Below are 25,869 nucleotides of genomic sequence, written 5' to 3'. Positions count from 1 at the left end.
TCCAATTTATCTCGGCTTCTTGCCGAAAACCTTGATGTATTCCGCTTCGCCGCCCTTGGCCAAAGCCTTGGCTTGCTTGACCCAATCGTCGCGTTCGATACGGCCCTTGAAATTCAGGTAGTTATCGACCCATTCACGCTCGGCTTTCTTCCACGCTGCGACCTGCGCAAAAGTAAATATACCAAGATCGTGAAGAATGGTTTCGATCTTCGGGCCAACGCCCGCGATTAGCTTCAGATCATCGATAGCTGCTGGCTTTTCGATACCGGCGGGGCGGCTCTTGTCGGTCAGCGATACAGCCTTCGCCGGAGCCTTTATTGTCTGCACGGCAGGCTTTTCGCCAAGAGAGCCTTCAGCCAATGGCGGATTCTTGATCAGACGTGCAGCGGCGCTGGCTTGCGGCGCTGGCTCCGAAACGGCTTGTTCAGCGCCCTTTGGAGCTTTTACCTTCGATGGCGATTTGATAGCCGGATTGGTTGCATCGTCGCTCGTAACCGGCTTGCTTGCATTTGATGGCGGCACTTGCGCCTTGTCCCCACCTGACTTTGAACCACGCGCGGATTTGGAAGCAGTATTGTCATTAAGCGATGTCGGGCCACCCTGCGGAGCCGAGAAATGACGATCAATCTGCGGGCCCACAGGCACCGAGGCACCATTGCCTGCTTCGAAAGCATCAATGATTTCTTCGAGGCGTTCCGGCGTCAAATCCTCATATGTATCCTTGAACACCATGATCATTGGAGCATTGACGCAGGCACCGAGGCACTCGACTTCTTCCCACGACAAAGTGCCGGATTCATTGAGATGGAATTGCTCATGATGAATCTTGTGCTGGCAGATTTTCTTCAGGTCTTCCGAACCGCGCAGCATGCACGGCGTTGTGCCGCAAACTTGAATGTGCGCGCGTGTGCCAACAGGCTTCAATTGAAACTGAGTATAGAAAGTCGCAACTTCAAGCACACGGATCATCGGCATGTCGAGCATTTCCGCAACATGTTCAATGCATGCCTTGGTAACCCAACCATCCTGCTCCTGCGCCCGCATCAATAGCGGTATGACAGCAGATTGCTCACGGCCTTTAGGGTATTTCTTGATTGTAAGCTTCGCCCAAGCGCTGTTTTCGCGATTAAACGCGAATTGAGCAGGCTGGACGTTATCTTCGGCTAGACGACGGACTGACATTAACGATCAACCTCACCAAATACGATATCGAGCGAGCCGAGGATTGCAGATACGTCGGCTAGCATGTGGCCACGGCAGAGAAAATCCATGGCTTGAAGATGAGCAAATCCCGGTGCGCGCAACTTCACGCGGTACGGCTTGTTTGACCCATCGGAAACGAGGAACACGCCGAATTCGCCTTTCGGCGCTTCGACAGCAGCGTAAACTTCACCGGCAGGCACATGGTAACCTTCGGTATAGAGTTTGAAGTGGTGGATTAGCGCTTCCATGGAACGCTTCATCTCACCGCGCTTCGGCGGGACAATCTTTGCAGACGTATTGGAAACAGGCCCTACCCGCTCCTTGCCCAGCAACAGCTCAACGCACTGGCGCATAATGCGAACAGACTGGCGCATCTCTTCCATGCGGATCAGATAACGATCATAGCAATCACCGTTCTTGCCGATCGGAACATCGAATTCCATTTCCGAGTAGCATTCGTAAGGCTGCGATTTGCGCAAATCCCAAGCGGCACCTGAGCCACGGACCATAACGCCCGAAAAGCCCCAAGCCCAAGCATCTTCAAGTGTGACGACGCCGATATCGACATTGCGCTGCTTGAAAATACGGTTCGGTGTGATCAGGTCGTCAAGATTTTTAACAGTCGTCAGGAACGGATCGCACCATTTGCCGATATCTTCAATCAACTGGTCCGGCAAATCCTGATGCACGCCGCCCGGACGGAAATAGGCAGCATGCATGCGCGCGCCGCAGGCACGCTCGTAGAATACCATCAACTTTTCGCGCTCTTCAAAGCCCCAGAGCGGCGGCGTCAATGCGCCAACGTCCATGGCCTGTGTCGTCACGTTCAGCAGATGCGAAAGAATACGGCCGATTTCCGAGAACAGAACGCGGATAAGCTGACCGCGCTTCGGAACTTCGATTTTGAGCAAACGTTCGACCGCCAGGGCATAGGCGTGTTCCTGATTCATCGGCGCCACATAGTCGAGGCGATCAAGATACGGCACAGCCTGCAAATAGGTCTTGGCTTCCATCAACTTCTCTGTGCCGCGATGCAGCAGGCCGATATGCGGATCGACGCGAGCTACAACTTCGCCGTCCAGCTCAAGCACCAGACGCAAAACGCCATGTGCCGCAGGATGTTGCGGGCCGAAGTTAATGTTGAAATTACGAACCTGAGTTTCAGCCATTGTTGGCTTCCTGACATTGTGCGGATGGATTGCTGTTCTCGCTCATCGGGAGGACCTCAATTCACCTGGGCCTTCTCGTCGCCCGGAAGCACGTAGTCCGTGCCTTCCCAAGGAGACTGGAAGTCAAAATTGCGGAATTCCTGCCTAAGCTCGACAGGCTCGTAGACGACGCGCTTTACTTCGTCATCGTAGCGAACTTCGACGAATCCTGTCAGGGGGAAATCTTTGCGAAGTGGATGCCCCTCAAAGCCATAATCCGTGAGGATGCGGCGAAGGTCCGGATGCCCGGAAAACAGGACGCCATAAAGATCGTACGTCTCGCGCTCGTACCAGTCAGCACCCGGATATACCGGTGTTGCCGAAGGAACCGGCGTATCTTCGTCGGTTGCCACCTTCACGCGGATGCGCAGGTTCTGGCGGGGTGAAAGCAGATGATAAACCACATCAAAGCGATGAACACGCGATGGATAGTCAACGCCGCTAATATCGATCAATGAGATGAACTGGCACTGCACATCGTCGCGAAGGAATGTCAGCGTGGCGAGCAGTGCATCAGCATCAACTTCGATGGACAGATCGCCATAGGCAATGCCGACTGACTTTAATGTCAGGCCCGGCTTTTCTGTCAGGTAGCTCGCCAGTTCGTTCAATGCTTCTTCAAACATCGCGCTCACCTTATCGCTCGATCGTGCCGGTTCGGCGGATTTTCTTTTGCAGCATCAAAACGCCGTACAAGAGCGCCTCAGCGGTTGGCGGGCATCCCGGCACATAAATGTCGACGGGAACAACGCGGTCACAACCACGAACTACTGAGTACGAGTAATGATAGTACCCACCGCCGTTCGCGCACGAGCCCATGGAGATAACATAGCGGGGCTCCGGCATCTGGTCATAGACCTTGCGAAGCGCTGGCGCCATCTTGTTGGTCAGCGTCCCGGCAACGATCATCACGTCTGACTGACGCGGTGAAGCGCGGGGTGCAAAACCAAACCGTTCGCCATCATAGCGCGGCATGGACGTGTGCATCATTTCAACGGCGCAGCACGCAAGACCGAAAGTCATCCACATCAGCGAGCCGGTACGTGCCCATGTTACCAATGCGTCGGCAGAGGTGACCAGAAATCCCTTATCGGCCAGCTCATTGTTTATCTCGCCGAAAAATGCATCGTCGGAACCGATCAGTTTGCCTGTGTTCGGATCGATAATACCTTTTGGCTGCGGTGCCACGAGGGTGGTGGTGCTGTCGGTCAATCCCATTCCAGCGCTCCCTTTCTCCACTCATAAATAAAGCCGACCGTGAGGACGCCCAGAAATACCATCATTGACCAGAAGCCGAACCAGCCCACATCACCGAACGATATCGCCCAGGGGAAAAGGAAGGCCACTTCCAGATCGAAAATAATGAAAAGGATAGAGACAAGATAGAAGCGCACGTCAAACTTCATGCGGGCGTCGTCAAAGGCGTTAAAGCCGCACTCGTATGCCGACAATTTTTCAGGGTCAGGCGCGCTGTATGCAACCAGAAACGGCGCAATCAACAGTGCCAGACCGATTACCAGCGCCACACCGATAAAGATAACGATGGGCAGGTAGGAACTTAATAGCTCGTTCATGATCCGTCTTTTTCTGCCTTGTGAACTCAGGCTGACAAGAATGCCATGTCATACACATGACTGCCGATAATGCACGGCAGATCGCGCCGTCTTTTGAAGTTGGCTCGATGGCCGAGGGTTAGCGCGTTAGCGCCATGCACGCAAGTGCAACAATCGTCGCGAAGGTATGCGCCAATTATCATCTGCACGGTATTCCGTAATGTAAAAAGCAGTTGTTTTGGGCATTTTCACCCCCATTTTGCTGGAAAAAGGCCGCAAAAGGCTTTTTAGAATGATATTAATGTAGATTGTCGGGTTCAACGCTGCGGCATGGCAAATCCCAACTGCGACATTCGGTCCTATAACCGATTTAGGCTTAATAGCGGGCATGCATGCGGGTGCCGTAAAGCCGTTTTGGCTTTCACCTGATTTATACGCTTCCCGCATTGGAAAAAGTTCAAATACCTGCAAGTGGCTCAAGGCCGAATTGCTGACCTTCGTCAGAAATCATTTTCGCCCGATGCGCCTTTCGGTCCAGCAGCGTGGACCATATGGCCACGGCGAGACCGGCCAGCGTCAAAGCTGCTCCGACAAATGGCAAATACTGATACGGAACACCCAAAGTAAGCGCGGCACCGCCAATCCATGCGCCAGAGGCGTTACCGACATTGAAAGCACCCTGATTGAGGGTCGCTGCGAGATTCGGCGCCTCATCTGCGGATTCGACCACCCGCATCTGCAGCGGCGGCACGATAACGAAGGTCAGTACCCCCCAGAAGAACACGGTGGCAATCGCGGCTGTTGGCAGGCCTGTCACCTCAGCAAAGATGACATGTACAAAAGCCAGTGCAATCAACGTGCCAATAACAGTTGGCATTAGCTTCCAGTCAGCCAGCTTACCGCCAATGACATTGCCGACGGTCATACCTGCACCGAACAGAAGCAACACCCAGGTTACTGCCGAGGTGGAAATACCCGACACATCGGTCAGGATTGGTTTGATATAGGTGAACACCGCGAAAAGGCTGGCCGATGCCAGTGCCGAGATCGCCATGGCCAGCCAAACCTGCAGTTTGCCCAGGACCTTGACCTCACTGAGTATCCCTCCGCCTTTCTGCTCACCCTTTGACGATGGAACAAGCACTATGATGGAAATAACCGATGCAATACCTATCGCGACAACCGCAAAGAATGTAGCTCGCCAGCCATAAACTTCGCCGAGGGCCGTTCCGGCAGGAACGCCAAGGATGTTGGCAAGCGTAAGCCCGGCGAACATCAGCGCGATTGCGCTTGCCCGCTTGTGACGAGGCACAAGATTTGCCGCAACGACAGAGCCAATTCCAAAGAATGCGCCGTGACCGAACGCGGTCACAACCCGCGCAATCATCAGCATCCAGTAATTAGGGGCAATTGCACAGAAGAGATTACCGATCACAAACAGCAAAGCCAGTCCGACCAGCACTGGCTTTCGCGGCAGTGAAGCGGTTGCGATTGCGATGATCGGCGCGCCGATAACGACACCTAGCGCATATCCGGTTACCAGAAGGCCTGCACTCGGGATCGATACTGAAAGATCGGCCGCAACCTCCGGCAACAGCCCCATGATGACGAACTCGGTCGTACCTATGCAGAATGAGGCGATGGCTAGGGCTAGAATCGGCAAAGGCATGGCAGGCAACCGCAAATGAGAGAAAGTACGATGCTGCATACACTACAAAAGTAATACAACTGTTTTTTGTGCAATGCAGCAATGCATTATCGGTTGGCCTGCACAATTGTCATTGGACAGAGCGGTCAAATTCAACCGAAGCGCGATAGTTCCTACTGCTGCCCGCTTTCGATGGCTTTCAAATCTTCTGCCTGCTGCTGCCGCAGCAATCGAATCTCCGCCTGCTTGCGTGCAGCGGCTGCCGGATCAGCGGAAGGGCCTTTTTGGCTGTTCTTTGCAGCCGTGGTCCTGTTGCGCAGATCATCTTTCTCCTGCGGGGTAAATTGAGTCGTCTCGCCTTTCGGATCAGGCGTGAAATGAGGATAGGTTCCGGTGTTGACCGGCCCCGTCAGCGGCGAATTCGACATTGGCGCAGGGCTTGTATTGGCGCACGCGCTCAAGCCAATGATCATAACGGCGCCTGCCGAGCAGCGCATGAGCAGTTTGAGCGAGATTTTCATTGTGTGTCCTGACTCAGAAAAACGATATTTATCATGGCTACAATAAATGCACCTTGGAGGGATAGCACCAACTTATGTTATCATGTCAATAATGCTGAGCGGGAGAATTGGCGGGAGGATGCCACTGTATGGACAATCAAGGCGATAAAAGCACAAAGACACCCAATCTGGATCACTATGTGGTCAAGGACCCGGAAGCCTTTGCCCGCAATGTCGCCCATATGATCGAACAAGCAGGAAAAGCTGCTTCTGCATGGGTTGAGCCACGCGAAAAAGGTTTGAAACGCGACACGCTCGCCGATCCTGTCACCGATGTTGTCAAAACACTGTCGAAAGTTTCCGAGTATTGGCTGTCCGAGCCCAGCAGAGCGCTTGAGGCCCAGACAAAACTATTCGCGAGCTACATGACAATCTGGTCAAACTCCATCCGGCGCATGAGCGGCGAGGATGTCGAGGATGTCGCTACACCCGAAAAAGGCGACAAGCGCTTTACAGACGAAGACTGGGGCCGCAATGCTTTCTTTGACTTTTTGAAGCAGGCATATCTTGTCACGGCTCGCTGGGCTGGCGATCTGGTCGAGAACGCCGAAGGCCTTGATGAGCACACACGCCACAAGGCTTCGTTTTACGTGAAGCAGATTACAACTGCCGCCTCGCCCAGCAATTTCCTTTTGACCAACCCTGAACTTTACAAGGAAACAGTAGCGAGCAATGGCGAGAATCTTGTTCGCGGCATGAAGATGCTGGCGGAAGACATCGTTGCGGGTGGCGGCGACCTGCGCTTACGTCAATCGGATTTGACCAAGTTCGCGCTCGGAGAAAACGTTGCGACAACCCCCGGAAAGGTTATCGCCAGAAGCGACGTGGCGGAAATCATCCAATATGAACCAACGACCAAAGATGTGCTCAAGCGCCCTCTCCTGATCTGCCCGCCATGGATCAACAAATTCTATATTCTCGATCTCAACCCCGAAAAGTCTTTCATCAAATGGGCGATCGACCACGGGCATACTGTTTTCGTCATCTCCTGGGTCAATCCGGATCAGCGTCATGCTCAAAAAGACTGGGTTGCCTATATCAATGAAGGCTTGCGCTTCGGGCTCGATGCGGTCGAGACAGCGACCGGCGAACGGGCCGTGAATGCAATCGGCTATTGCGTTGGTGGAACTCTGCTCAGCGCAGCACTGGCACTGTTTGCCAAGGAGGGTGAAGATCGAATCAAAAGCGCGACGCTTTTCACCACTCAGGTAGATTTCACCTATGCCGGGGATTTGAAGGTGTTTGTCGATGAGGATCAGATAACGGCGCTGGAGAATGCCATGTCGGCGGAGGGCTATCTTGATGGCACGCGCATGGCAACCGCGTTCAATATGCTGCGATCCGGTGATCTGGTCTGGCCCTATGTCGTCAATAACTACATGCGTGGTCGCGATCCGGTGCCGTTTGACCTGCTTTACTGGAACGCCGATGCAACGCGTATGAGTGCTGCCAACCACTCCTATTACCTGCGCAATTGCTATCTCGATAATAATCTCGTGCGTGGAATGATGAAGCTGGCTGGCGAAAGTCTGTCACTGGCCGATGTGAAGATCCCAATCTACAATCTTGCTGCAAAAGAAGACCATATCGCTCCCGCACTATCTGTGTTTACCGGCTGCAAGTATTTTGGCGGTGATGTTACTTATGTACTGTCTGGTTCGGGACATATTGCCGGTGTGGTCAATCCTCCTGCCAAGAACAAGTATCAATATTGGACTGGAGCGGCACCCATTGGTTCATTCGATGCGTGGCTTGAGAAAAGCGGTGAGCATCCGGGGTCTTGGTGGAATCACTGGCATGCCTGGATAGAAAATCAGGACAACACGCGCGTCGCCCCACGAATACCGGGTGAAAATAACGTGCAGGTTCTCGCCGATGCACCGGGTACATATGTGAGAATACGCGTGTAGTCTTACAGCAAATACGCCAGTATTTGCTGTAACTAACGGTTAAAGACCATGGCAGAAACATGTCCGATCACGCTTTCGCCTCATTGCGTATATAGTTCGTGTCTTGTGCAGATGGGTAAAAACAATTAGTTATTGTCGCTCTCTGCCGGTGTATTTACGCCTCAATAGAACTTCGTGGGCTTATTGCTCTTATAAAACGGGCCGGATTGAATTATCGAATCGTGCCGGACGTCCATACGGGGGAATCGTTGAAAACACTGCCGCGTTCAGTTTCAGCCTTACGGGCAAGTACAGTCGTATGCGTTATTGGTCTTGCTGCCTTTGCAGCAACATCTTGTACGTCGACTGGCTCAAGCCCCGGCGTTACTTCCGCATTGGCGGTTGCACCAACTGATACGGCTGCGGGCGACGCTCAAACCTCCCTACCCTCCGGCGGCAACACGCAAGTTACACCTGAAGCACTTGCATTGGCCGGCACCACCGAAACAAATGCCCTTCAGGCGATCAATGGCGCTGCAAAGCCAGCCGAAGGCAAAGCTGAATTAGCCAAAGCTAATGAAAAGACCGAAGCGCAGGGCTCAGCAGAGACTAAAACCGAAGAGGTGCAAGTTGCCAGCGCAGCAACAGTTGTTGCGCAGCCTCCCGTCAGAACGTCACTTTTTGGGAGCATGACCAAAACGCCCGCTCCCGTGCCTGAGACACCTGCGGCAGCAGCTGAACCAGTGAAGCCTGAAGGCAAGGCAGCCCCGGAAACGACCGTCGCTGACTCAGCTCCTCCGGAAGAAACCAAACCGGCAGCTACTGCACAGAAGAATAATGGTGCGCTGTTACGTTTGTTCTCAAATAATCGTTCAAAGCCCGCAGGTCAGCGTCTTGTCGCGGTCATCGAACCAAAATCCAAGCCAAGTGCACCAGCCGACTCATCTGATGGTGATCTTCCGTCAGCGGAATCCTTTGCAGGCCGGACCGAGCATCTCGCGTCGCTGCCGGGCGTTCGACCAAATGCTGGCATCCAGATCATGCAACGCGACAGTTTGTATGACGATGATGACGTTGAAGCAGCGGGGGCTCCGGTGATTTTGGCATCGGCCGCGGGACTTGCCCGCCTTGCTCCGAACGGACTGAAAGTTCAGCGCGAAAGCGTCGATGTTGCCTGCCTGAAACCGCAATTGGTCGGCATTCTCAAGCTGATCGAGCGGAAATACGGCAAATCCGTCATCGTCACGTCCGGCTACCGCAGCCCGCCTTACAATCGCAAGGTGAATGGTGCCAAGGCATCCCTGCATATGTCCTGCGCTGCAGCAGATATTCAGGTTCCTGGAATCAGCAAGTGGGAACTCGCCAATTATGCACGCGCCATGACCGGTCGCGGCGGCGTTGGAACTTACTGCCATACCGAATCGGTACATGTGGATATCGGTCCGCGCCGTGACTGGAATTGGCGCTGTTCCAAGGGAAAAGGTTGATCCAGGCCGGATTGTGTTCCGCAGATAATGGCTGCCCTGCGACCGTCCGCTGAACAAAATTCGCACAAATTGAACTTTTTCTAAAAAAGAATGCTTTATGGGGTTGCGGCGGAAATACTGTTTCACTATAAGCCGCTTCACCGGAGGCGCCCATCGTCTAGCGGTTAGGACGGCGCCCTTTCACGGCGCAAACAGGGGTTCGATTCCCCTTGGGCGTACCACTTCTTTCTCAATGAAAATCAGCGACTTGTATGGCAATGCTAAATTGCCCTTGCGATTATGTATGCAAAAACGGCCAGCTCTGGGTGAGCTGGCCGTTTTTTCGTCTCGGATAAATTAGTTCGCAGGCGCAGGCTGTGCCGGCGCAGGTGCTGGCTCTGCAGGGGCTGGCGCTGCAGGCGGAGTTGTGGGCTCTGTGGTGGTTGCAGGTGGAGTGCTCGTGCCTTCCGCAGGCTTGTTATCACAGGCTGCAAGGGAGAAAGCCGCAACTGCCATCAGAGGCAGGAAAATCTTGTATTTCATGAAAGTCCTCCTAACGTTTTGTCCCTCCGCACAGCATGTGACACTCTGGAGAATTAGAACACCCCGGTTTTTTCAAGCTTTGTCACGGCATGTTAGACAAAGTTATGAGGCTGATATGATGAGCTGACATATCATGAATCGCTGTCATGATTCCGATCGTGGCAGCAGGACTCGGTTTATACCTCCAACGAGTCCGATTCTCCCACCCCAGAGCAAACTTGCCTGCCTTTCCCAAGGCAGGTTTTTTGCGGGCAGCACGCCTCTGAACAAACTTCATTCCAACATATTGTTGGCCTGTTTCCCGCTAGTATGGCGGTATGCAGGAAATCACGACGATGAATAACAACACCAAGACGACATTGAAATTTCTGGCAGCCGGAATTGCGGCTGCTGCCATGGTTATGATGGCGGATACCACGCTGGCAGAAGTAATAAATGCGGTCCTGCAAAATCGTTGAAAGCTGTCGATTTAACGAGCAGGTTGCGTTAATCCTCCCGGATGATCTTTGCTTCCCCGCTCATTACCGGCACGCTGGTGCAACGCTACAAGCGCTTTCTCGCGGACATCATTCTGGATGACGGCACGGCCATTACCAGCTCGGTTCCCAATACCGGCTCAATGCTGGGACTGACAGACCCCGGCATAAAGGTTTGGCTCTCGCACAGCGATGATCTCAAGCGCAAATACCCCCACACGCTGCAAATGGTTGAAGTGGCAGGGCATATCGTCGGCATAAACACCGGCTTGCCCAACCGGATCGCCGAGGAGGCAATTCTCGCAGGACTGATTCCATCGCTTGCCGGTTATGCTACCCTTAAACGGGAGCAACGTTACGGCGCCAACTCACGCATTGATCTGTTGCTTTACGATTCGGACCGCCCGAGCGCCTATGTCGAAGTAAAGAATGTGCACTTCTCACGCACACCGGGGCTGGCAGAATTTCCTGATTCTCCGACTATTCGTGGCGCAAAACATCTGGACGAGCTTGGCAACATGGTGGAAATTGGCCATCGCGGCGTCATGCTCTATGTCATTCAGCGTGGCGATTGCGATAGTTTGAGGATATGCGGCGATCTGGACCCGGTTTATGCGGCTGCTTTTGAGCGGGCAATGCGGCGCGGGGTTGAAGCTTACGCCGTAAAATGCCACATCACGCCTGAAGGTATTGTTGCAGTCAGTACAATGCCTATTATCGATTAACGCCAACGGTTAAGTTTAATGGTTAGCTATCTAGACGCACAGAGCGCTCCCCTGAAGAATACAGGGCAGATTCGGCTTCATGGCCCCGAAGGCTTCGAAGCAATGCGTAAGGCTTGTCAAATCACGGCACGTTGCCTGGATGAACTCGCCTCGATTGTAGCTCCCGGTGTAACGACCAACACCATTGACCGTTTTGTTTTTGAGTTTGGTGCCGATCAGGGCGCACTACCCGCCACCTTGAACTATCGTGGCTATACCAAGTCCAGCTGCACATCCATCAACCACGTTGTTTGCCACGGCATTCCGGATGACAAGCCGCTGCGTGAAGGCGATATCGTCAATATCGATGTTACCTACATTGTCGATGGCTGGCACGGCGATTCCAGCCGCATGTATCCGGTTGGCGAGATCAAGCGCGCCGCAGAACGGCTTATGGAAGTGACGCATGAAAGCCTGATGCGTGGTATAGAAGCCGTTCGGCCCGGCGCCCGCACAGGTGCCATCGGTGCTGCAATCCAGACTTACGCTGAAGCTGAACGTTGTTCCGTCGTGCGAGACTTCTGTGGCCATGGCGTGGGGCAATTGTTCCATGATGCGCCGAACATCCTGCATTATGGGACGCCAAACGAAGGCGTGGAACTGCGCGAAGGTATGATTTTCACCATCGAACCTATGATCAATCTTGGCCGCCCGCATGTGAAAGTGCTGGCCGATGGCTGGACCGCTGTCACCCGTGACCGGTCGCTGACGGCTCAATACGAGCACACTGTCGGTGTTACAAAGGATGGTTGCGAGGTTTTCACAGTATCACCTGCCGGGTTGTTCGCACCCGGTTTAAAACTCGGATAACGCCGTATGAGTGAAGAAAAGCCCGAGTTGCCTTTCTTCCTCAACGAAACCTCCCCAGCAATCTCTTCAGATCAACCTGTCGTTGAGACAGGTAAAGCTCCACTCAACGTGGAGCCACAATTGGGGCCCACTGAAACGCTGCCGCACTATCTCGGGCACCGTGAACGCATGAAAGAGCGATTTCAAAGCATCGGCCATGTTGGCTTTGCCGACTATGAAATGCTGGAAATGCTGCTCTATAGATCGATCAGGCAGGGCGACACAAAACCGCTGGCCAAGGCGCTGATCGCACGCTTTGGCTCACTTGCAGAGGTTCTAGGAGCGCCGGAGCACCTCCTGCGTGAGGTGAAAGGTTGTGGTCCGGCAATAGCTTTCGATCTGAAGTTTATGTCCGCCGTCACTCATCGCATGATCCGCAGCGAGATTCGTGAAAAGATCGTTCTTGGTTCATGGGCGAAGGTAATGGATTATTGCGTGGCTGCGATGGCCTACGAACCACGCGAACAGTTTCGCATTCTTTTTCTTGATAAGAAAAATGCTCTTATCGCGGATGAGGTTCAACAGGTCGGCACCGTCGATCATACGCCCGTCTATCCACGCGAGGTTATTGCCCGTGCCTTGCAGCTCTCAGCCAGCGCAATCATTCTCGCGCATAACCATCCATCCGGCGATCCGACACCTTCTAAAGCTGACATCGATATGACGAAGACGATTGCCAATATCGGCACTCAAATGGGGATCGTTGTGCATGATCACATCATTATCGGAAAAAATGGCCATTCAAGCCTGAAAGGACTTGGCCTCTTTTAGGTTCAAGGCTTTGATCTGAAGAGATACACGGCGCTTGCATCTGGCGAACTGGCTTCGCCGTCGCCAAAATCAGGCACTGAATGTTTCGATAGTACACGCAGCCGCTCCCGCGGCAAATACTCTCTTCCGGGGTCACCCACGATAACAGTAATTCTCGCAGCAATACATTTATCAAGATAGGCCGTAACCTTGCCTGCGAGGTTTGGATCATAAAATAAATCGCCTATCGCGATAATATCAGTTTCTGGCGGCGCATTATTGAGAATGTCTTGGCAGATGGTAGTTATGTGCACTCCATTGACTGCCGCGTTCAAGCGGTTTGCAATCGAAGCATTAGGATCGATATCCACTGAAACGACAGCCTTCGCGCCAGCTTTGGCGGCTGCAATTCCCACAATGCCGGAACCCGAACCCAAGTCCAGCACGCGCCAACCCGCAACCACTTCCGGATGGTCCAGAATATGCCGTGCCAGCACTGTCCCGCCGGCCCAGCGATAGGCCCAATAAGGCGGATGGTCATCGCCATGTATATCCTTGTTACCAAGCTTACCCACCCTGCTGGCCGGGTGTGCAGTATAAAGCGATATCTCCGGCACGGACGGAACGGGAAGAAGGTGCAGATTCTGTGTTATAAAGTCCGACAGGTTTACTTCACCGCCAACCGCACTAACCAATTTGGTTTTTTTCAATTTTGTCTTTCTGGATGGGTGTCGCAATTGCAAACTTCTATCGCCGGTAGTCATTAAAGGAAAACCATAAAAACGGCATTTCAAGTTTTCCTGACAGAATGCTGTCAGCACCGCCTCCGCTATCATAAGCTTACTGAAGAGTGGAGAAGCACAGATGTTACAAGCCTGCCTCAATGGTGCACGCATGCGGGACTATCACCCAGCCGTGCCGTTCTCGGGTGCTGAACTTGCTAAAGACGCAGAGCTGGTTGTTGCTGCCGGCGCACAGGAACTGCACATTCATCCACGCGGCCCGGACGGAATGGAGACTCTCGATCCAGTCATTGTTGCCAACACATTGCGGACAATTCGCGAAGTAGTGCCCTCGGTTCCAATCGGCCTTTCCACACAGTGGAGTATTGCGCCGGTCGGAAGAGCCCGACATGAGCCGATCCATCATTGGGAAACACTGCCAGATTACGTTTCAATCAATCTCATAGAAGAAGATGCAAGCGACTTGATGTCTCTGGTTTTTAGCAAAGGCATCGGTGTAGAGGCTGGTCTCTGGTCTATCAGCGATGCGGAACGATTTGTAAGGTTGAATAATGCAGATCAATGCCTGCGCGTACTGATCGAAATCCTTGAGCAAGACATCGAAGAAGGGCTCAAGGTAGCCAACGACATTCAGAACGTTCTGAAGAATGCCGGTATCAACTTGCCCATATTACTTCATGGTGACGAAGCAAGTGTCTGGCCAATTTATCGGGAGGCGATGGTAAAGAAATTTGACAGTCGCATTGGTCTTGAGGACTACAATCGCCTGCCCTCCGGCCAGATGGCCAGAGATAATGCCGAACTGATCCAGACCGCGGTAAATCTCGTCTGGTGATTTGGTAAAAGAAAACGGCCCCGCATTGCGGAGCCGTTTTCAGTATTGCTTTGAGAAGCTGCAGACGAGAAGCTTATGCTTCGTCTTCAGTCTTTTTCTTGGCTGCCTTTTTCGGCGCTGCTTTCTTGGCAGGCTTCTTGGCTTCGCCGGACTTTTCTTCCGACTCGTCATCAGCCATCAGCTCTTCTTTCGTTACCTTCTTGTCGGTAACGTTGATGCTGGCCAGCAGGTGATCGACAACCTTCTCTTCGAAGATTGGAGCGCGAAGATTGTTGATTGCTTCCGGAGTCTTGCGGAAGAATTCATAGATCTGCTGTTCCTGACCTGGATACTGACGAACCTGATCGTAAACAGCGCGCTGCATTTCTTCTTCGGTCACTTCGATACCGGCCTTGTTGCCGATTTCGGAAAGAACGAGACCAAGACGTACGCGGCGTTCAGCAAGCTTGCGATATTCTGCGCGGGCTTCTTCTTCCGTTGTGTCTTCGTCTTCAAAAGTCTTGCCAGCCTGTGCGAGGTCCTGACCGATCTGAGCCCAGATGTTGTTGAACTCGGCATTGATCAGGCGTTCTGGCGATTCGAACTGGTACTCGCCGTCCAGAGCATCGAGAATCTGACGCTTGACCTTCTGACGTGTGAACGAACCGTACTGGCTCTCGATCTGCTCGCGGATAACCTGACGCAGACGATCAGCGCTTTCGATGCCGAGCTTCTTTGCAGTTTCGTCGTTGATTTCGAGTTCACCTGGCTTTGCAACTTCCTTGACAGTGATGTCGAAGGTTGCGTCTTTGCCTGCAAGGTGAGCAGCCTGATATTCTGCCGGGAAAGTAACCTTGATCTGCTTTTCATCGCCAGCTTTGACGCCGATCAGCTGATCTTCAAAGCCCGGAATGAACTGGCCGGAGCCGAGAACCAGCGTTGCGTCGCTGTCCGCACCGCCATCAAAAGGAACATCGTCGACCTTGCCGAGATAGTCCATGGTAACGCGGTCGCCGCTTTCAGCCTTGCCCTTCTTGGTTTCGAAGGTCTGGGCAGAACTTGCAACGCGCTTGACCTGCTCTTCGACTTCCTCATCGGAAACATCAACGATCTCGCGGGTGATGCTGATCTTTGAAGTGTCCTTGATTTCTATCGCTGGCAGAACTTCGTAATTCAGCGAGAATTCGAAATCAGCTTCACCGGAAAGAACCTTGTCAGCTTCTTTTTCGTCTTCAGTCATGACGACTTCAGGCTGTGTAGCTGACTTTTCGTTGCGATCCGAAAGAATGGTGCGCGAAGAATCGCTCAGGATTTCGTTGACGACTTCAGCCATGAACGACTTGCCGTACATCTTGCGAAGGTGGCTCATTGGCACCTTGCCGGGACGGAAGCCATTGATGCGCGCCTTTGCGCTTGCACCCTGGAGGCGTTCGGAAAGCTTTGCTTCCAGATCCTTGGCCGGAACAACGACCTTGATCTCGCGCTTCAGCCCTTCATTGAGCGTTTCAGTAACCTGCATGTCCAAACCTTCACTTTTTTAACATTTGTCCCGCCGTCACCGGCTCGTTCGCCAAATTGCGGGAGAAAAACTGTTGCCTATGTGGCTCCGGGTGCAGATGAGCAAGCCTTGGCTTCGTCATCCACGTTGATTTTATTGCCGTATTTCCAACCCAACTCTCGATTTGTGCCACGCATTGTATTACAGACTGTGGCACAAAGTTGGGTGAGAAATCGCACCTTCACCGACTGGTCGCTCCCTTTACTCGGCTCAGGTATAAAAATCAATGGCAGAGCCATGCAGGCGGGCAAAATAGCATCGTGCAGCACGGTTGCAGCCGGAGATTGCAAGGTGACAAGAAATTGGAACTGTGCAAATCTATGCAGGTGGGGACTTTTTCGGATTGAATTAATTATGGCTGCACTGTGTTAAAATTGTGCAGCGCCCTCTCGCAAACGTTCCCAGCCGACATTATCTGACTTTGCTCTACTCGACCTGATCGTTCGCAAAGATGGTATTGATTTTGTTTATTTCAGCCGAAGTTGCTGCATCTTTGCGACACGCACGGGACGTCTTACAGTCATGGAGGCCTACCCTTTGTCACGATCGCTTTTAACTACACTCAAGTTCGGTTTGACAGCCGCTCTCCTTTCCTCGGGTGCTGCATTGGCACAGGAAGCAGCAGCGCCGCCGCCTCCCCCGGTATCGGTTGCAAAGCCAGTCGTTCGCGACGTTGTAGACAGTGATGAGTTCATTGGTCGCTTCGAAGCCGTCGATGAAGTGTCCATTCGCTCACGTGTTGCCGGTTATCTCGACAAGATCGAGTTCACTGACGGCGCACTGGTCAAAAAGGGCGATCCGCTGTTTACGATCGATCAGCGTCCCTTCGAAACAGCACTATCGCAAGCCCAAGCCTCGCTTGAGGTCTCAAAGACGACTCTCGTTTATGCCGAAGCGCAGTTCAACCGCACCGAGTCTCTGGCCGCAAGCGGTACTCTCTCCGCATCGCAGCTGGATGACCGGCGCCGTGATTTCATCTCCGCTCAGGCTAATGTCCGTGGCGCAGAGGCAGCTCTGGCCCGGGCACAGCTTGATCTTGAATATACGAAAATTACTGCTCCATTGAGCGGTCGCATTGATCGCCGTCTTATCTCTGTCGGCAATCTCGTCCAGCCGGACCAGACGATTTTGACGACAATCGTTTCCCTCGACCCGATTGATTTCTACTTCAACGTCGATGAGCGCAACCTGCTTTCCTACGCACGTACCGCACGTGAAAATGGCAGCACATTGCAGGAAGGTGCCGCGGGGCTGGAAGTAACGGTCCGGCTGACGGATTCCGCTGAGCCACCTGTGAAGGGTAAAGTCGATTTTGCTGAAAACCGTCTGGACGACCAGACGGGAACGATGCGCGTGCGGGCACGCTTCGACAACCCGAAATTCATCTTGCAACCCGGCCTGTTCGGCCGTGTCGATGTTGCAGCATCCAATAGCTATAAGGGTATTCTGATCCCGGACGAGGCTATTGGTTCCGACCAGAATGAACGCATCGTCTTCACAGTCAGCGAAGATGGCACAGTTACACCAAAGCCGGTTCGTCTTGGACCGAAGCTTTACGGTTACCGCGTCATCCGTTCCGGCATGACTGGCGATGAAACAATCGTCGTGAATGGCCTGATGCGCATCCGCCCGGGTGCGAAGGTCAAGCCGGAACTGGTTGTCCTGCCACCGGAGGCTGCGACCGCTGACGCGACCAAGGCGGCGGGAGCTGCGCAATGAGATTCGCGCACTTTTTCGTTGACCGGCCAATCTTTGCGAGCGTTCTATCTATCGTCTTGCTGATCGTCGGCGGCATTGCCTATACACAGCTGCCAGTTGCGCAGTATCCTGAAATAGCACCTCCAACCATCATCATCCGCACCTCTTATCCGGGTGCCGATGCCGAAACCATTGCCAATACGGTGGCAACGCCCATCGAGCAGGAAATCAATGGCGTCGAGGACATGCTGTATATGTCCTCCTATTCGACCGCCGATGGTTCGATGGCTTTGACTGTTACGTTCAAGCTCGGGACCGATCTTGATAAGGCACAGGTTCTTGTTCAGAACCGGGTGTCCATTGCCGAGCCGCGCCTTCCAGAAGAAGTCCGCCGTCTTGGTATCACTACCACCAAAAGTTCACCTGATTTGATGATGGTCGTGCATATTCTTTCGCCAAATGGTCGTTATGACCAGCTTTATGCGTCCAACTATGCGCGCTCCCGCGTGCGCGACGTATTGTTGCGTCTGGATGGTGTCGGCGATCTGATCATCTTCGGTGAACGCGAATACTCCCTGCGTATCTGGCTCGACCCTGAAAAACTCTCAGCCTATGGCATGACATCGAGTGACGTGGTGCAATCGCTGCGTGACCAGAACGTGCAGGTTTCGGGCGGTTCCATAGGTGGCCCACCTTCATCGGGTACCAATGCGTTCCAGTATACAGTCACTACCGAAGGCCGTTTCAGCGATGCCCGACAGTTCCGCTATGTTATTGTCAAGGCGACAGAAAGCGGTCGTCTGGTGCAGTTGCAGGACGTGGCGCGCATTGAGCTTGGTGCAAAAGACTATGTCACCAACTCATATCTGAATGGCAGTCCTGCGGTTGCCTTGGGTATTTTCAGCCGCCCGGGCACCAACGCCCTCGCCGCTGCGGAATCAATTCGCAGCACAATGGAAGAGCTGAAGAAGGACTTTCCTGACGGGCTGACCTACGACATTGTTTATAATCCCACCGAATTCATCGCTGAATCGATCAATGAAGTGTACAAGACGATCATCGAGGCCGTTATCCTCGTGGCACTCGTCGTGCTTGTCTTCCTTCAATCCTGGCGTACAGCGATCATTCCGATTGTGGCAATTCCGGTTTCCCTCATCGGAACACTGGCATTGCTGCTTGCCTTCGGCTTCTCGCTCAACATGCTCACCCTGTTTGGATTGGTTCTTGCCATCGGCATTGTGGTCGACGACGCCATCGTGGTCGTCGAAAATGTTGAGCGAAACCTTGCAACCGGCATGACGCCCAAGGAAGCGTCGCACGTGACAATGGATGAGGTCGGCACCGCTGTCATCGCCATTTCGCTGGTTCTGATTGCTGTTTTCGTGCCGACTGCCTTCATCCCCGGCATTACGGGGCAGTTCTATCTGCAATTCGCCATCACTATCGCGGTCGCGACTGCAATCTCTGCCCTCAACTCGCTGACACTCTCGCCAGCTTTGGCTGCGATTGTTTTGCGGCCGCACAACCATAAGGAATCGAACAATCCTGTCGCCCGTTTTGGCCGGACATTGGCCAATGGCTTCAATACCGGTTTCGACAAGATGGCGAACGGCTATTCGTGGGTCATTCGTCACCTCGTCAGTTCATTCATCGGCATTGCGGCTTCCCTGCTGGTTTTTGTCGGGCTGCTTGTCGCTACCTGGTACATGGCAACTTCAGTTCCCCGCGGCTTTATTCCGACGATGGATCAGGGCTACGCCATTGTGGTTGTGCAGTTGCCGGACGGAGCTTCGCTAAATCGTACGGATGCTGTCATTGAAAAGGTATCGAAGATCGTTCGCGACGTACCGGGCGTGAAGAATGCTGTAGCCTTTTCCGGTTTCAACGGTGCCACCTTCACCAATGCGTCGAACTCCGGCGTGGTATTCGCAGCATTCGACTCCTTCGAGAACCGGCTTGAAGAAGGGCATAACGCCAACCAGATTATCGGTCAGCTTTATGGAAGTCTTCAGAGCATTCAGGAAGCTTTCATTATCGCCGTGCCACCACCTGCGATTAGCGGTATCGGCAATTCCGGCGGCTTCAAGATGCAGTTGCTGGATCGTGACAGTTCCGACATGCGCCGTGTGCTGGCTCTGGCCTATCAGATGATGGGCGAAGCAGCGCAGACACCCGGTGTGACTGGCGTTTTCACGACCTTCTCCGCTTCCAGCCCGCAATACTTCCTTGAAGTGGACCGTGACAAGGCACGGGCGTTGAATGTTCCAATTCCGAATATCTTTGAAACACTTTCGACAAATCTTGGAACCTCATACGTCAATGATTTCAATGCCTTCGGGCGCGTTTATCAGGTGCGTGCGCAGGCAGATCAGCAGTTCCGTCTGGATCGGCAGGACATTCTTGCTCTGAAAGTACGCTCGGCCACTGGAGCACTTGTTCCGCTTGGCACGCTGATTGAAATCAGAGACACAACCGGTCCTTCTCTGGTGCAGCGCTACAATATGTATGTGTCTGTACCATTGCAGGGTAATGCCGCTCCCGGCGTGTCAACTGGCGCTGCTCTCGACCAGATGGAGGCGCTGGCAGCCAAAACGCTCCCGCAAGGCACGACGTTCAACTGGACGGAACTCGCCTTTCAGGAACGCGCTACCGGCAACACGGCAGTGTTCATCTTCGCTCTGTCGGTCATCTTCGTCTTCCTTGCCCTTTCGGCCCAGTATGAAAGTTGGGTGTTGCCTCTGGCAATTATCCTGATCGTTCCGCTGGCCGTGCTTGCAGCACTGATAGGCGTGGCATTGCGAGGTATGGATAACAACATCCTCACGCAAATTGGTCTCGTGGTGCTGATTGGTCTGGCGGCGAAAAACGCGATCCTGATTGTCGAGTTTGCCCGGCAGCATGAGGATGAGGGCGCTACGCCTGTTGAAGCGGCCATCGAGGCCAGCCGCTTGCGTCTGCGGCCGATCCTGATGACCGCCTTCGCCTTTATCTTTGGTGTTGTACCACTGATGATTGCAACCGGCCCCGGCGCGGAAATGCGTCAGTCGCTGGGAACAGCCGTGTTCTCCGGAATGCTCGGCGTTACCTTCTTTGGTCTGTTCCTGACACCGGTGTTCTACGTTGTGCTCCGATCATTCCGGCGCAAAAGGAAACCTGTCGCAGAGCAAGCTGCAGCGCATTAACAAAAAAGCGCGGAGTCATAACAGCCCCGCGCTTTTTACTTTGGTCCGCAGGTTCAAGGCAGGCGATATCTGTAAGCTGGAGAAAGCATGTCCCGGCTCTTATATGTAACAGATGCGCGCTGGCTTGGCGTCAGATTCAAATCGCGCAGCATGTAGGCATTCAAATCAGACGCATCGCCTACTGGCGCTGAAGTCTGTTTGGCCAAACCCGCCCACAAAATCGCAAACGAACTCAGCCCGAAAAATCGCAATTCGGTCATTACACTCTCCATCGAGCTATTAGATGTGCTGTTGTGTTGAGAGATGTAGTACCTTATTGTTGGGAGCACCAACGCGAATTGAGCGGCAAGCCATCAGTAAATTTAATGGGTCAACATGTCATCCCTACCCCTTGGCGCCATCCGGGTCTTTGATTGCGTAGCGCGGCTGCAGAATTTCACGAAAGCTGCTGACGAGCTTAACATGACCCAATCTGCGGTCAGCTATCAGATCCGGCTGCTCGAAGATTACGCCGGAGCCCCCTTGTTTCAGCGTCTTGCACGCGGCGTTATCCTGACACCGAAGGGCGAAACGATAGCGCCGGTCATACGTCGCGCTCTGGCAGACATGGGTGAGACTTTCCGCAGCATTCGTGAAGAACAAAACTCCGTGCTTGTCGTTTCAGTCATCCACACCTTTGCCAGCAATTGGCTGACACCGCGCATTACCGACTTTCAGGATTTGCACCCCGAGCTTTCTGTAAGGTTCGATATTTCGTCCCGACTGCTGGATTATGATGCCGAAGGTATCGATTGCGGCATAAGAAGCGGTAGCGGCACTTGGCCGGGGATGACATCGCATTGGCTTTTATCCGGCGGTTTCACCCCGTTAGCCAGCCCCGCTTATCTCGAACGCCACGGCAGACCTGAAAAACCGGCGGATCTTCTCAACTACCACCTTATAACTCCAAACGATAATTGGTGGCCTACGTGGTTTCGCGAGGCTGGCGTTGAAGGTCCGCTAACAATGACGAGACCCGGTGTGGATATCGACACTCAACAGATCATTGGCGGGCTGGCTTTATCCGGCGGCGGTGTCGGTCTGGTCTCAGGAGCTTTTTTCCAGAACGAGATCGAAGCAGGAACGCTAGTCAAACTGTTCGATATCGATGCCTCGACCGGCTCCAACTATTATCTGGTTTATTCCGCCAGCAAGCAATTACCGACGAAAGTGAAATTGTTCCGGGACTGGATTATTTCCTGCGCTTGTACCCCGACGTAATTGCCTGATCGGCGATAATCCGCTCAAGCAGCAAAACATTGTTGCCTTTGTAAACTGCCTGCGAAAATTCTTTAAAGCCGAGCTTTCCGGCCAGCTTCAACGAAGCATGATTCCAGTGATCGATCATGCAGACCGTGCGTGCTGAAATGCCCTGCGTATCGAACCAGTTAAAGGCAGCGTGTGCAGCTTCAGCCGCCAGCCCTTGGCCATGTTTCGTGTACTTAATTCGCCACAGAGCCTCGGGCACGCCATCAAATGAAGGGCCATTGCCGCGATGGAACCGTGCAACTCCTGTCTCGCCGATCAGCTCTCCGGTCTGGCGATCAACAACAAGCAACGGGCCATAACCAAAAATTGCCCAATGCCCGAGCCAGCGTAGTAGCCTGTCCCAAATTTGCTCTTCTGTCAGGCCGGGTAATATTGGCACGTCCTCGCCTATATTCGGATCATTCACCCAGATTGCCTTATAGGATTCGAAATCGCCAATGCGCTGCGGACGCAACAAAAGACGGCTTGTTTCGATCATTATCAGGACTTCCCCCACGCATGCGCAACTTACAGAAGCAGTGCCGTATTCTCAATGTGTCGGGAATATTTGTGGTGCGGATAGAGGGACTCGAACCCCCACGGTCTCCCGCCAGAACCTAAATCTGGTGCGTCTACCAATTTCGCCATATCCGCATCCGAGGCACGTAGCCGAACCTCAAGCGCGCGTCTCTATAGCACCGTCTTTTCAAGGGTCAAAGGAAAAAGCCGGGTTTTTACAGTAATATTCTCAACCGGCATTTCTAATAGAGAGGCTCTTCGTAAAGAACGCTGCCATCACTTCGCAGAGCGCGGATTTGCGCCTCTCCCTCATCCGAGACGGCAACGACAACATCAATCTTGCGCTCACGCTGCTGTTCCTCGATAGCGATTCCCTGGCCTTCGGGAACATAGTAGCGCTCTATGCCGTAATTCACACGATAAGTGCTGTCCGGAGCTAAATAACCATAATTCATCATGCGCCCCCGTATCTGCACTTCTTCAGGCTTGAGGTCAGAACGTGCCTCCCACGAAGCACTCGCAAAGCTCCAACGATCATCTGAGCCTTTGACCAGCGTGACATAAACGTCAATCAGGCCGCTTACTTCCGGTCGGCTGCCGGATATTTTATCAGCGCTGATACTGGAGATATCGTAGGAAAGCGTCACGTAATCGCCGCGCAGGAAATCGCGTGGGTCTATGGGCTCGCTCAGCAGGATGATATCTTTGCCACCGCGCAGAATAGACGCCCGCTGCTCGACCATCGCGTACAGGGCACCCGATTGCAGCAGTGCCACGATAATTCCGAGCCAGATAATGCGCTTGCCTGTGAACATCATGCTGCTCCCTGCGCCGCTGCGGTTTTCGCTTGAAGCCTTCTTTCCATCCGCACGACAAAGGCCGCCAGCAGCAGAACCAGCACACCGGCACACAAGAAGAAGCTCGCCGTTCCGATGAGCGTACCGATCGTCTTGAATGCCAGATACAGCACTTCCAAAGAGAATACGGTATAAGACAACCATCTGACGGCCAGATTGCGATATCCGGATAACGTTAGACCACCTATTGCTGAGGCCAGAATTGCAACAGCAGATACGACCTCATTACCCTTCGTGGTACTGCTGAAAATATTGTCAAAAAAATCGAACTGAAACAGACCCAATGTGATGATCAGCATGAGGAAACCATATCCGGCCAGCGCTTTCGACCAACCGGAAAAACGTTCAACCATATTGGTCAGAAATGTGTCCGCAAGAAAAAGTGCCGAACCTGCCGCAGCTGCAATCCACAGAACCGTTGCATCATTCATATCTGCCCAGACAACGAATACATAGGTGATGGCTGTTAATGCAATGAAGTGGCGAGCCAGCCCAGCTTTAGCGTACCAGGCCAGTCCGGCACTGATAAAAAGCAGCAGTGGCACAAGCCACAAATAGGTCTGGCTTTTCATATTTTCGTCCAGAATGATCAGGATATACAGCGCTGTCGTTGCAACAGCTGCGATAACCAGCACTCCGGAGCGCAGACAGAAAGCTGCAATCATCGTACCAGCGATCCAGAGCAGGACGGCATCAGAAGCCTCGCCGGACAGGTGATACATCTGGCCGATCAATGCGATTCCAGCGCCAAACGTAATCGCTGCAATCAGGTAGAGTACCTGACTGAATATTTTATCGCCGAGACTAGCGCGCCAGGCACCGCCAACAAAACCGATCCACAGCACCGAAATGATCATGACCACGCGAACAAGACGTGGCATTGCCTCCCAGTTCGCCGCGACGAGCGATATGATTGCAGCACCAAGCAGCACGGCGCCAAGCACGGCCAGAATTCCGCCAAGACCGAAGCCGGAGCGGGTTTTCTCCACGTCCTTGCGCAAAAGATCAGCCGTAACCTCGTCAATCAGGCCGGCCTGCTGCCAGCGGGCAATGTGCTTTTTAATGCCAATCGAAAATGCCACGAAGTGCTCCTGAGTCTTGCATGACTTCAAATAACGCCAGCGACGGACAAAACGCAATTACCACCCGTGATCGGCTGAATTACTGCTTCCACAATTTTGTGCACTGCAACAATTAAAATCGATTAATGATGCAATGCAGCATTTGCATAGCTGATCTGCAATCTTGTCTCTGCAACTTTGGAGGGTCATGCACTATCTTCAGTTCAACGATCAAGAGTGATCAACCAAACAACAAACCGAAGTGGTGATTGAAATGAACCTTATCCGCTCTTACAGCAACTGGCGCCGTTATCGCGACACGGTTACTGAATTGAACCGCCTGTCGACACGTGAACTTAGCGATCTGGGCATTGCCCGTTCGGACATCCCGTTCGTCGCCAAGAAGTCCGCAGTACGCTAATAGCGTAAAAAGAATATCGCCGGGGCTTTACCTCCTCCCAAAGCCTCCGCGATCAAAGTCCGGCACTCCTCCTCCCAGCCGGTCTTTAATTAACGACACCCACCGCACCTCCTCCCGCGGTGGGTGTTGTTGTTTATGAGGCACGCTCCTCCTCAGCGCTGCCCGTCATATCCCCGCCCCTGCCATTCTGATAAACGCATGACATCCGGCGGCCCGCCTGCGGGCTCGTACCAGGAGTCGACAGCCCAAAATGTTCCCGCGCGATCCCTAAGCACGGCTGTGAAGTGCGGGTAGCGACCATCGACGAAGTTTCCACGCGAGTCCCGGTTTCCAACGGTATGATGGCGCAAGAGGCCAGCCCTCTGCAGATAAGTCAAAAAGTGCGTGGTATTCGTCGACTCGTCTACGCAATCCATCTGTCCTTTTTCACGCCCTTTGCCGAAATCCATTTTCGGTCGATCCCTGATACCAATCACGTCTGTGCTGCGACGCTCAAATATCTGCACTGCCTTTCGCACAGCAGCACGTTCGGCCCCCGCTGATCTGCGCCCGCCATTCATAATGGAAGCAATTTTGCTCCGCTCGGCGGGTGTCAGGGTCACGGCGGTTTTGAATGTGCAGCCATAGCCATGGCAGACACTGAAACTCTGGGCATGTGCATCCGATATGGATACCAGTAACAGAGCCGGTAACAGGGCGAGAAAAGCGTGTTTCATCATGGCAGAATACACCGAAACGCTTATCAACCTCCTGACGAAATCGTGTGGTAACCAATGGCGGGGTGGAAACCACCGCCGTCCGGCCCTACATTGAAACTCCC

At 53.3% G+C, this 25,869-nt stretch carries 25 protein-coding genes, 2 tRNA genes and 1 pseudogene; 12 read left to right on the top strand and 16 right to left on the bottom strand.

Features of this window, described 5'->3' with window-relative positions; all coding sequences use genetic code 11:
• Nucleotides 1-6: 6 nt before the first annotated feature.
• The 7 genes from nuoE to ABKW30_RS16685 form a co-directional block, all read right to left on the bottom strand.
• Nucleotides 7-1,182, bottom strand: coding sequence for an NADH-quinone oxidoreductase subunit NuoE (gene nuoE, locus ABKW30_RS16715; protein WP_348600032.1), 1,176 nt, complete (start codon nt 1,180-1,182; stop codon nt 7-9).
• The gene (locus ABKW30_RS16710) at nt 1,182-2,372 is read right to left on the bottom strand and encodes an NADH-quinone oxidoreductase subunit D (RefSeq protein WP_008125208.1); all 1,191 of its coding nucleotides are present in this window, start codon (nt 2,370-2,372) and stop codon (nt 1,182-1,184) included. The genes nuoE and ABKW30_RS16710 overlap by 1 nt, the downstream gene beginning before the upstream one ends.
• A 56-nt stretch (nt 2,373-2,428) precedes the next feature.
• Nucleotides 2,429-3,037: an NADH-quinone oxidoreductase subunit C gene (locus ABKW30_RS16705; RefSeq protein WP_348600031.1), complete on the bottom strand. Its 609-nt coding sequence runs from the start codon at nt 3,035-3,037 to the stop codon at nt 2,429-2,431.
• 10 nt (nt 3,038-3,047) lie between these two features.
• On the bottom strand, nt 3,048-3,629 hold the full coding sequence (locus tag ABKW30_RS16700) for an NADH-quinone oxidoreductase subunit B (protein ID WP_348600030.1): 582 nt from the start codon (nt 3,627-3,629) through the stop codon (nt 3,048-3,050).
• A complete protein-coding gene (locus ABKW30_RS16695) occupies nt 3,620-3,985 on the bottom strand; it encodes an NADH-quinone oxidoreductase subunit A (RefSeq protein ID WP_008125200.1) in 366 nt (121 codons plus the stop codon). Before ABKW30_RS16695 ends, ABKW30_RS16700 begins: the two co-directional genes overlap by 10 nt.
• Nucleotides 3,986-4,421: 436 nt before the next feature.
• Nucleotides 4,422-5,633: an MFS transporter gene (locus ABKW30_RS16690; RefSeq protein WP_348600029.1), complete on the bottom strand. Its 1,212-nt coding sequence runs from the start codon at nt 5,631-5,633 to the stop codon at nt 4,422-4,424.
• Nucleotides 5,634-5,785: 152 nt separating this feature from the next.
• Entirely contained in the window at nt 5,786-6,133 is a 348-nt protein-coding gene (locus ABKW30_RS16685; RefSeq protein WP_348600028.1) for a hypothetical protein, read from the bottom strand.
• Between the two features lie 128 nt (nt 6,134-6,261).
• Here ABKW30_RS16685 and phaC point away from each other — a divergent pair, with 128 nt between their 5' ends.
• The 3 genes from phaC to ABKW30_RS16670 all read left to right on the top strand — a co-directional run bounded on the left by phaC (nt 6,262) and on the right by ABKW30_RS16670 (nt 9,769).
• Entirely contained in the window at nt 6,262-8,082 is a 1,821-nt protein-coding gene (phaC, locus tag ABKW30_RS16680) for a class I poly(R)-hydroxyalkanoic acid synthase (RefSeq protein ID WP_348600027.1), read from the top strand.
• Nucleotides 8,083-8,330: 248 nt separating this feature from the next.
• Nucleotides 8,331-9,548, top strand: coding sequence for a D-Ala-D-Ala carboxypeptidase family metallohydrolase (locus tag ABKW30_RS16675; protein ID WP_348600025.1), 1,218 nt, complete (start codon nt 8,331-8,333; stop codon nt 9,546-9,548).
• A gap of 146 nt (nt 9,549-9,694) precedes the next feature.
• Nucleotides 9,695-9,769: transfer RNA gene (locus ABKW30_RS16670), tRNA-Glu, on the top strand.
• Nucleotides 9,770-9,884: 115 nt separating this feature from the next.
• On the opposite strand, the gene ABKW30_RS16665 is transcribed toward ABKW30_RS16670, so the two are convergent.
• Nucleotides 9,885-10,070, bottom strand: a complete 186-nt coding sequence (locus ABKW30_RS16665; RefSeq protein ID WP_348600024.1) for a hypothetical protein — start codon at nt 10,068-10,070, stop codon at nt 9,885-9,887.
• Nucleotides 10,071-10,405: 335 nt separating this feature from the next.
• Here ABKW30_RS16665 and ABKW30_RS16660 point away from each other — a divergent pair, with 335 nt between their 5' ends.
• The 4 genes and pseudogenes from ABKW30_RS16660 to radC form a co-directional block, all read left to right on the top strand.
• Nucleotides 10,406-10,528 (top strand): hypothetical protein, encoded by a 123-nt coding sequence (locus tag ABKW30_RS16660; protein ID WP_348600022.1) that lies wholly within the window; start codon nt 10,406-10,408, stop codon nt 10,526-10,528.
• A gap of 41 nt (nt 10,529-10,569) precedes the next feature.
• On the top strand, nt 10,570-11,271 hold the full coding sequence (gene sfsA / locus ABKW30_RS16655) for a DNA/RNA nuclease SfsA (RefSeq protein WP_348600021.1): 702 nt from the start codon (nt 10,570-10,572) through the stop codon (nt 11,269-11,271).
• Between the two features lie 18 nt (nt 11,272-11,289).
• A complete protein-coding gene (gene map / locus ABKW30_RS16650) occupies nt 11,290-12,120 on the top strand; it encodes a type I methionyl aminopeptidase (protein WP_348600020.1) in 831 nt (276 codons plus the stop codon).
• Nucleotides 12,121-12,261: 141 nt separating this feature from the next.
• Nucleotides 12,262-12,930 (top strand): annotated as a pseudogene (gene radC, locus ABKW30_RS16645) (DNA repair protein RadC); the annotation flags it as partial.
• 2 nt (nt 12,931-12,932) lie between these two features.
• Here radC and ABKW30_RS16640 read toward each other — a convergent pair.
• A complete protein-coding gene (locus ABKW30_RS16640) occupies nt 12,933-13,619 on the bottom strand; it encodes a 50S ribosomal protein L11 methyltransferase (RefSeq protein WP_348600019.1) in 687 nt (228 codons plus the stop codon).
• Nucleotides 13,620-13,773: 154 nt separating this feature from the next.
• Here ABKW30_RS16640 and ABKW30_RS16635 point away from each other — a divergent pair, with 154 nt between their 5' ends.
• A complete protein-coding gene (locus ABKW30_RS16635; protein ID WP_348600018.1) occupies nt 13,774-14,487 on the top strand; it encodes a 3-keto-5-aminohexanoate cleavage protein in 714 nt (237 codons plus the stop codon).
• A 73-nt stretch (nt 14,488-14,560) separates the two neighbouring features.
• Here the strand turns inward: ABKW30_RS16635 and tig are convergent, their stop codons facing one another.
• The gene (tig, locus tag ABKW30_RS16630) at nt 14,561-15,985 is read right to left on the bottom strand and encodes a trigger factor (RefSeq protein ID WP_348600017.1); all 1,425 of its coding nucleotides are present in this window, start codon (nt 15,983-15,985) and stop codon (nt 14,561-14,563) included.
• Nucleotides 15,986-16,561: 576 nt separating this feature from the next.
• Here tig and ABKW30_RS16625 point away from each other — a divergent pair.
• A complete protein-coding gene (locus tag ABKW30_RS16625; protein ID WP_348600015.1) occupies nt 16,562-17,743 on the top strand; it encodes an efflux RND transporter periplasmic adaptor subunit in 1,182 nt (393 codons plus the stop codon).
• A complete protein-coding gene (locus ABKW30_RS16620) occupies nt 17,740-20,904 on the top strand; it encodes a multidrug efflux RND transporter permease subunit (RefSeq protein WP_348600014.1) in 3,165 nt (1,054 codons plus the stop codon). Before ABKW30_RS16625 ends, ABKW30_RS16620 begins: the two co-directional genes overlap by 4 nt.
• Before the next feature lie 53 nt (nt 20,905-20,957).
• Here ABKW30_RS16620 and ABKW30_RS16615 read toward each other — a convergent pair whose 3' ends face one another.
• Nucleotides 20,958-21,164, bottom strand: a complete 207-nt coding sequence (locus tag ABKW30_RS16615) for a hypothetical protein (RefSeq protein WP_348600013.1) — start codon at nt 21,162-21,164, stop codon at nt 20,958-20,960.
• A 115-nt stretch (nt 21,165-21,279) separates the two neighbouring features.
• On the opposite strand from ABKW30_RS16615, the gene ABKW30_RS16610 reads away from it, so the two are divergent.
• Complete coding sequence (locus ABKW30_RS16610; RefSeq protein WP_348600012.1) at nt 21,280-22,164, top strand: LysR substrate-binding domain-containing protein; 885 nt, start codon at nt 21,280-21,282, stop codon at nt 22,162-22,164.
• On the opposite strand, the gene ABKW30_RS16605 is transcribed toward ABKW30_RS16610, so the two are convergent.
• The 4 genes from ABKW30_RS16605 to ABKW30_RS16590 form a co-directional block, all read right to left on the bottom strand.
• Nucleotides 22,136-22,690, bottom strand: a complete 555-nt coding sequence (locus ABKW30_RS16605) for a GNAT family protein (protein ID WP_348600010.1) — start codon at nt 22,688-22,690, stop codon at nt 22,136-22,138. The two genes, ABKW30_RS16610 and ABKW30_RS16605, sit on opposite strands and share 29 nt — an antisense overlap.
• A gap of 72 nt (nt 22,691-22,762) precedes the next feature.
• Nucleotides 22,763-22,845: transfer RNA gene (locus ABKW30_RS16600), tRNA-Leu, on the bottom strand.
• Between the two features lie 107 nt (nt 22,846-22,952).
• The gene (locus tag ABKW30_RS16595; protein WP_348600009.1) at nt 22,953-23,528 is read right to left on the bottom strand and encodes a GDYXXLXY domain-containing protein; all 576 of its coding nucleotides are present in this window, start codon (nt 23,526-23,528) and stop codon (nt 22,953-22,955) included.
• A complete protein-coding gene (locus ABKW30_RS16590) occupies nt 23,525-24,649 on the bottom strand; it encodes a DUF2157 domain-containing protein (RefSeq protein ID WP_348600008.1) in 1,125 nt (374 codons plus the stop codon). The genes ABKW30_RS16595 and ABKW30_RS16590 overlap by 4 nt, the downstream gene beginning before the upstream one ends.
• A 253-nt stretch (nt 24,650-24,902) precedes the next feature.
• Between ABKW30_RS16590 and ABKW30_RS16585 the strand changes: the two genes are divergently transcribed.
• Entirely contained in the window at nt 24,903-25,049 is a 147-nt protein-coding gene (locus ABKW30_RS16585; RefSeq protein WP_081497128.1) for a DUF1127 domain-containing protein, read from the top strand.
• Nucleotides 25,050-25,201: 152 nt separating this feature from the next.
• Here ABKW30_RS16585 and ABKW30_RS16580 read toward each other — a convergent pair whose 3' ends face one another.
• Complete coding sequence (locus ABKW30_RS16580) at nt 25,202-25,768, bottom strand: hypothetical protein (RefSeq protein WP_348600007.1); 567 nt, start codon at nt 25,766-25,768, stop codon at nt 25,202-25,204.
• Between the last annotated feature and the right edge of the window lie 101 nt (nt 25,769-25,869).

It is taken from the genome of Phyllobacterium sp. SB3, from assembly GCF_040009165.1.
Lineage (GTDB): Bacteria > Pseudomonadota > Alphaproteobacteria > Rhizobiales > Rhizobiaceae > Phyllobacterium.
This window is presented reverse-complemented; position numbering and strand designations above follow the sequence as displayed.

What these genes read in the sequence shown, in the direction of transcription:
- nuoE (WP_348600032.1), bottom strand. Translation starts at nt 1,182, where the DNA reads ATGTCAGTCCGTCGTCTAGCCGAAGATAACGTCCAGCCTGCTCAATTC.
- ABKW30_RS16710 (WP_008125208.1), bottom strand. Translation starts at nt 2,372, where the DNA reads ATGGCTGAAACTCAGGTTCGTAATTTCAACATTAACTTCGGCCCGCAA.
- ABKW30_RS16705 (WP_348600031.1), bottom strand. Translation starts at nt 3,037, where the DNA reads ATGTTTGAAGAAGCATTGAACGAACTGGCGAGCTACCTGACAGAAAAG.
- ABKW30_RS16700 (WP_348600030.1), bottom strand. Translation starts at nt 3,629, where the DNA reads ATGGGATTGACCGACAGCACCACCACCCTCGTGGCACCGCAGCCAAAA.
- ABKW30_RS16695 (WP_008125200.1), bottom strand. Translation starts at nt 3,985, where the DNA reads ATGAACGAGCTATTAAGTTCCTACCTGCCCATCGTTATCTTTATCGGT.
- ABKW30_RS16690 (WP_348600029.1), bottom strand. Translation starts at nt 5,633, where the DNA reads ATGCCTTTGCCGATTCTAGCCCTAGCCATCGCCTCATTCTGCATAGGT.
- ABKW30_RS16685 (WP_348600028.1), bottom strand. Translation starts at nt 6,133, where the DNA reads ATGAAAATCTCGCTCAAACTGCTCATGCGCTGCTCGGCAGGCGCCGTT.
- phaC (WP_348600027.1), top strand. Translation starts at nt 6,262, where the DNA reads ATGGACAATCAAGGCGATAAAAGCACAAAGACACCCAATCTGGATCAC.
- ABKW30_RS16665 (WP_348600024.1), bottom strand. Translation starts at nt 10,070, where the DNA reads ATGAAATACAAGATTTTCCTGCCTCTGATGGCAGTTGCGGCTTTCTCC.
- ABKW30_RS16660 (WP_348600022.1), top strand. Translation starts at nt 10,406, where the DNA reads ATGAATAACAACACCAAGACGACATTGAAATTTCTGGCAGCCGGAATT.
- sfsA (WP_348600021.1), top strand. Translation starts at nt 10,570, where the DNA reads ATGATCTTTGCTTCCCCGCTCATTACCGGCACGCTGGTGCAACGCTAC.
- map (WP_348600020.1), top strand. Translation starts at nt 11,290, where the DNA reads ATGGTTAGCTATCTAGACGCACAGAGCGCTCCCCTGAAGAATACAGGG.
- ABKW30_RS16635 (WP_348600018.1), top strand. Translation starts at nt 13,774, where the DNA reads ATGTTACAAGCCTGCCTCAATGGTGCACGCATGCGGGACTATCACCCA.
- tig (WP_348600017.1), bottom strand. Translation starts at nt 15,985, where the DNA reads ATGCAGGTTACTGAAACGCTCAATGAAGGGCTGAAGCGCGAGATCAAG.
- ABKW30_RS16620 (WP_348600014.1), top strand. Translation starts at nt 17,740, where the DNA reads ATGAGATTCGCGCACTTTTTCGTTGACCGGCCAATCTTTGCGAGCGTT.
- ABKW30_RS16615 (WP_348600013.1), bottom strand. Translation starts at nt 21,164, where the DNA reads ATGACCGAATTGCGATTTTTCGGGCTGAGTTCGTTTGCGATTTTGTGG.
- ABKW30_RS16610 (WP_348600012.1), top strand. Translation starts at nt 21,280, where the DNA reads ATGTCATCCCTACCCCTTGGCGCCATCCGGGTCTTTGATTGCGTAGCG.
- ABKW30_RS16605 (WP_348600010.1), bottom strand. Translation starts at nt 22,690, where the DNA reads ATGATCGAAACAAGCCGTCTTTTGTTGCGTCCGCAGCGCATTGGCGAT.
- ABKW30_RS16595 (WP_348600009.1), bottom strand. Translation starts at nt 23,528, where the DNA reads ATGATGTTCACAGGCAAGCGCATTATCTGGCTCGGAATTATCGTGGCA.
- ABKW30_RS16585 (WP_081497128.1), top strand. Translation starts at nt 24,903, where the DNA reads ATGAACCTTATCCGCTCTTACAGCAACTGGCGCCGTTATCGCGACACG.
- ABKW30_RS16580 (WP_348600007.1), bottom strand. Translation starts at nt 25,768, where the DNA reads ATGATGAAACACGCTTTTCTCGCCCTGTTACCGGCTCTGTTACTGGTA.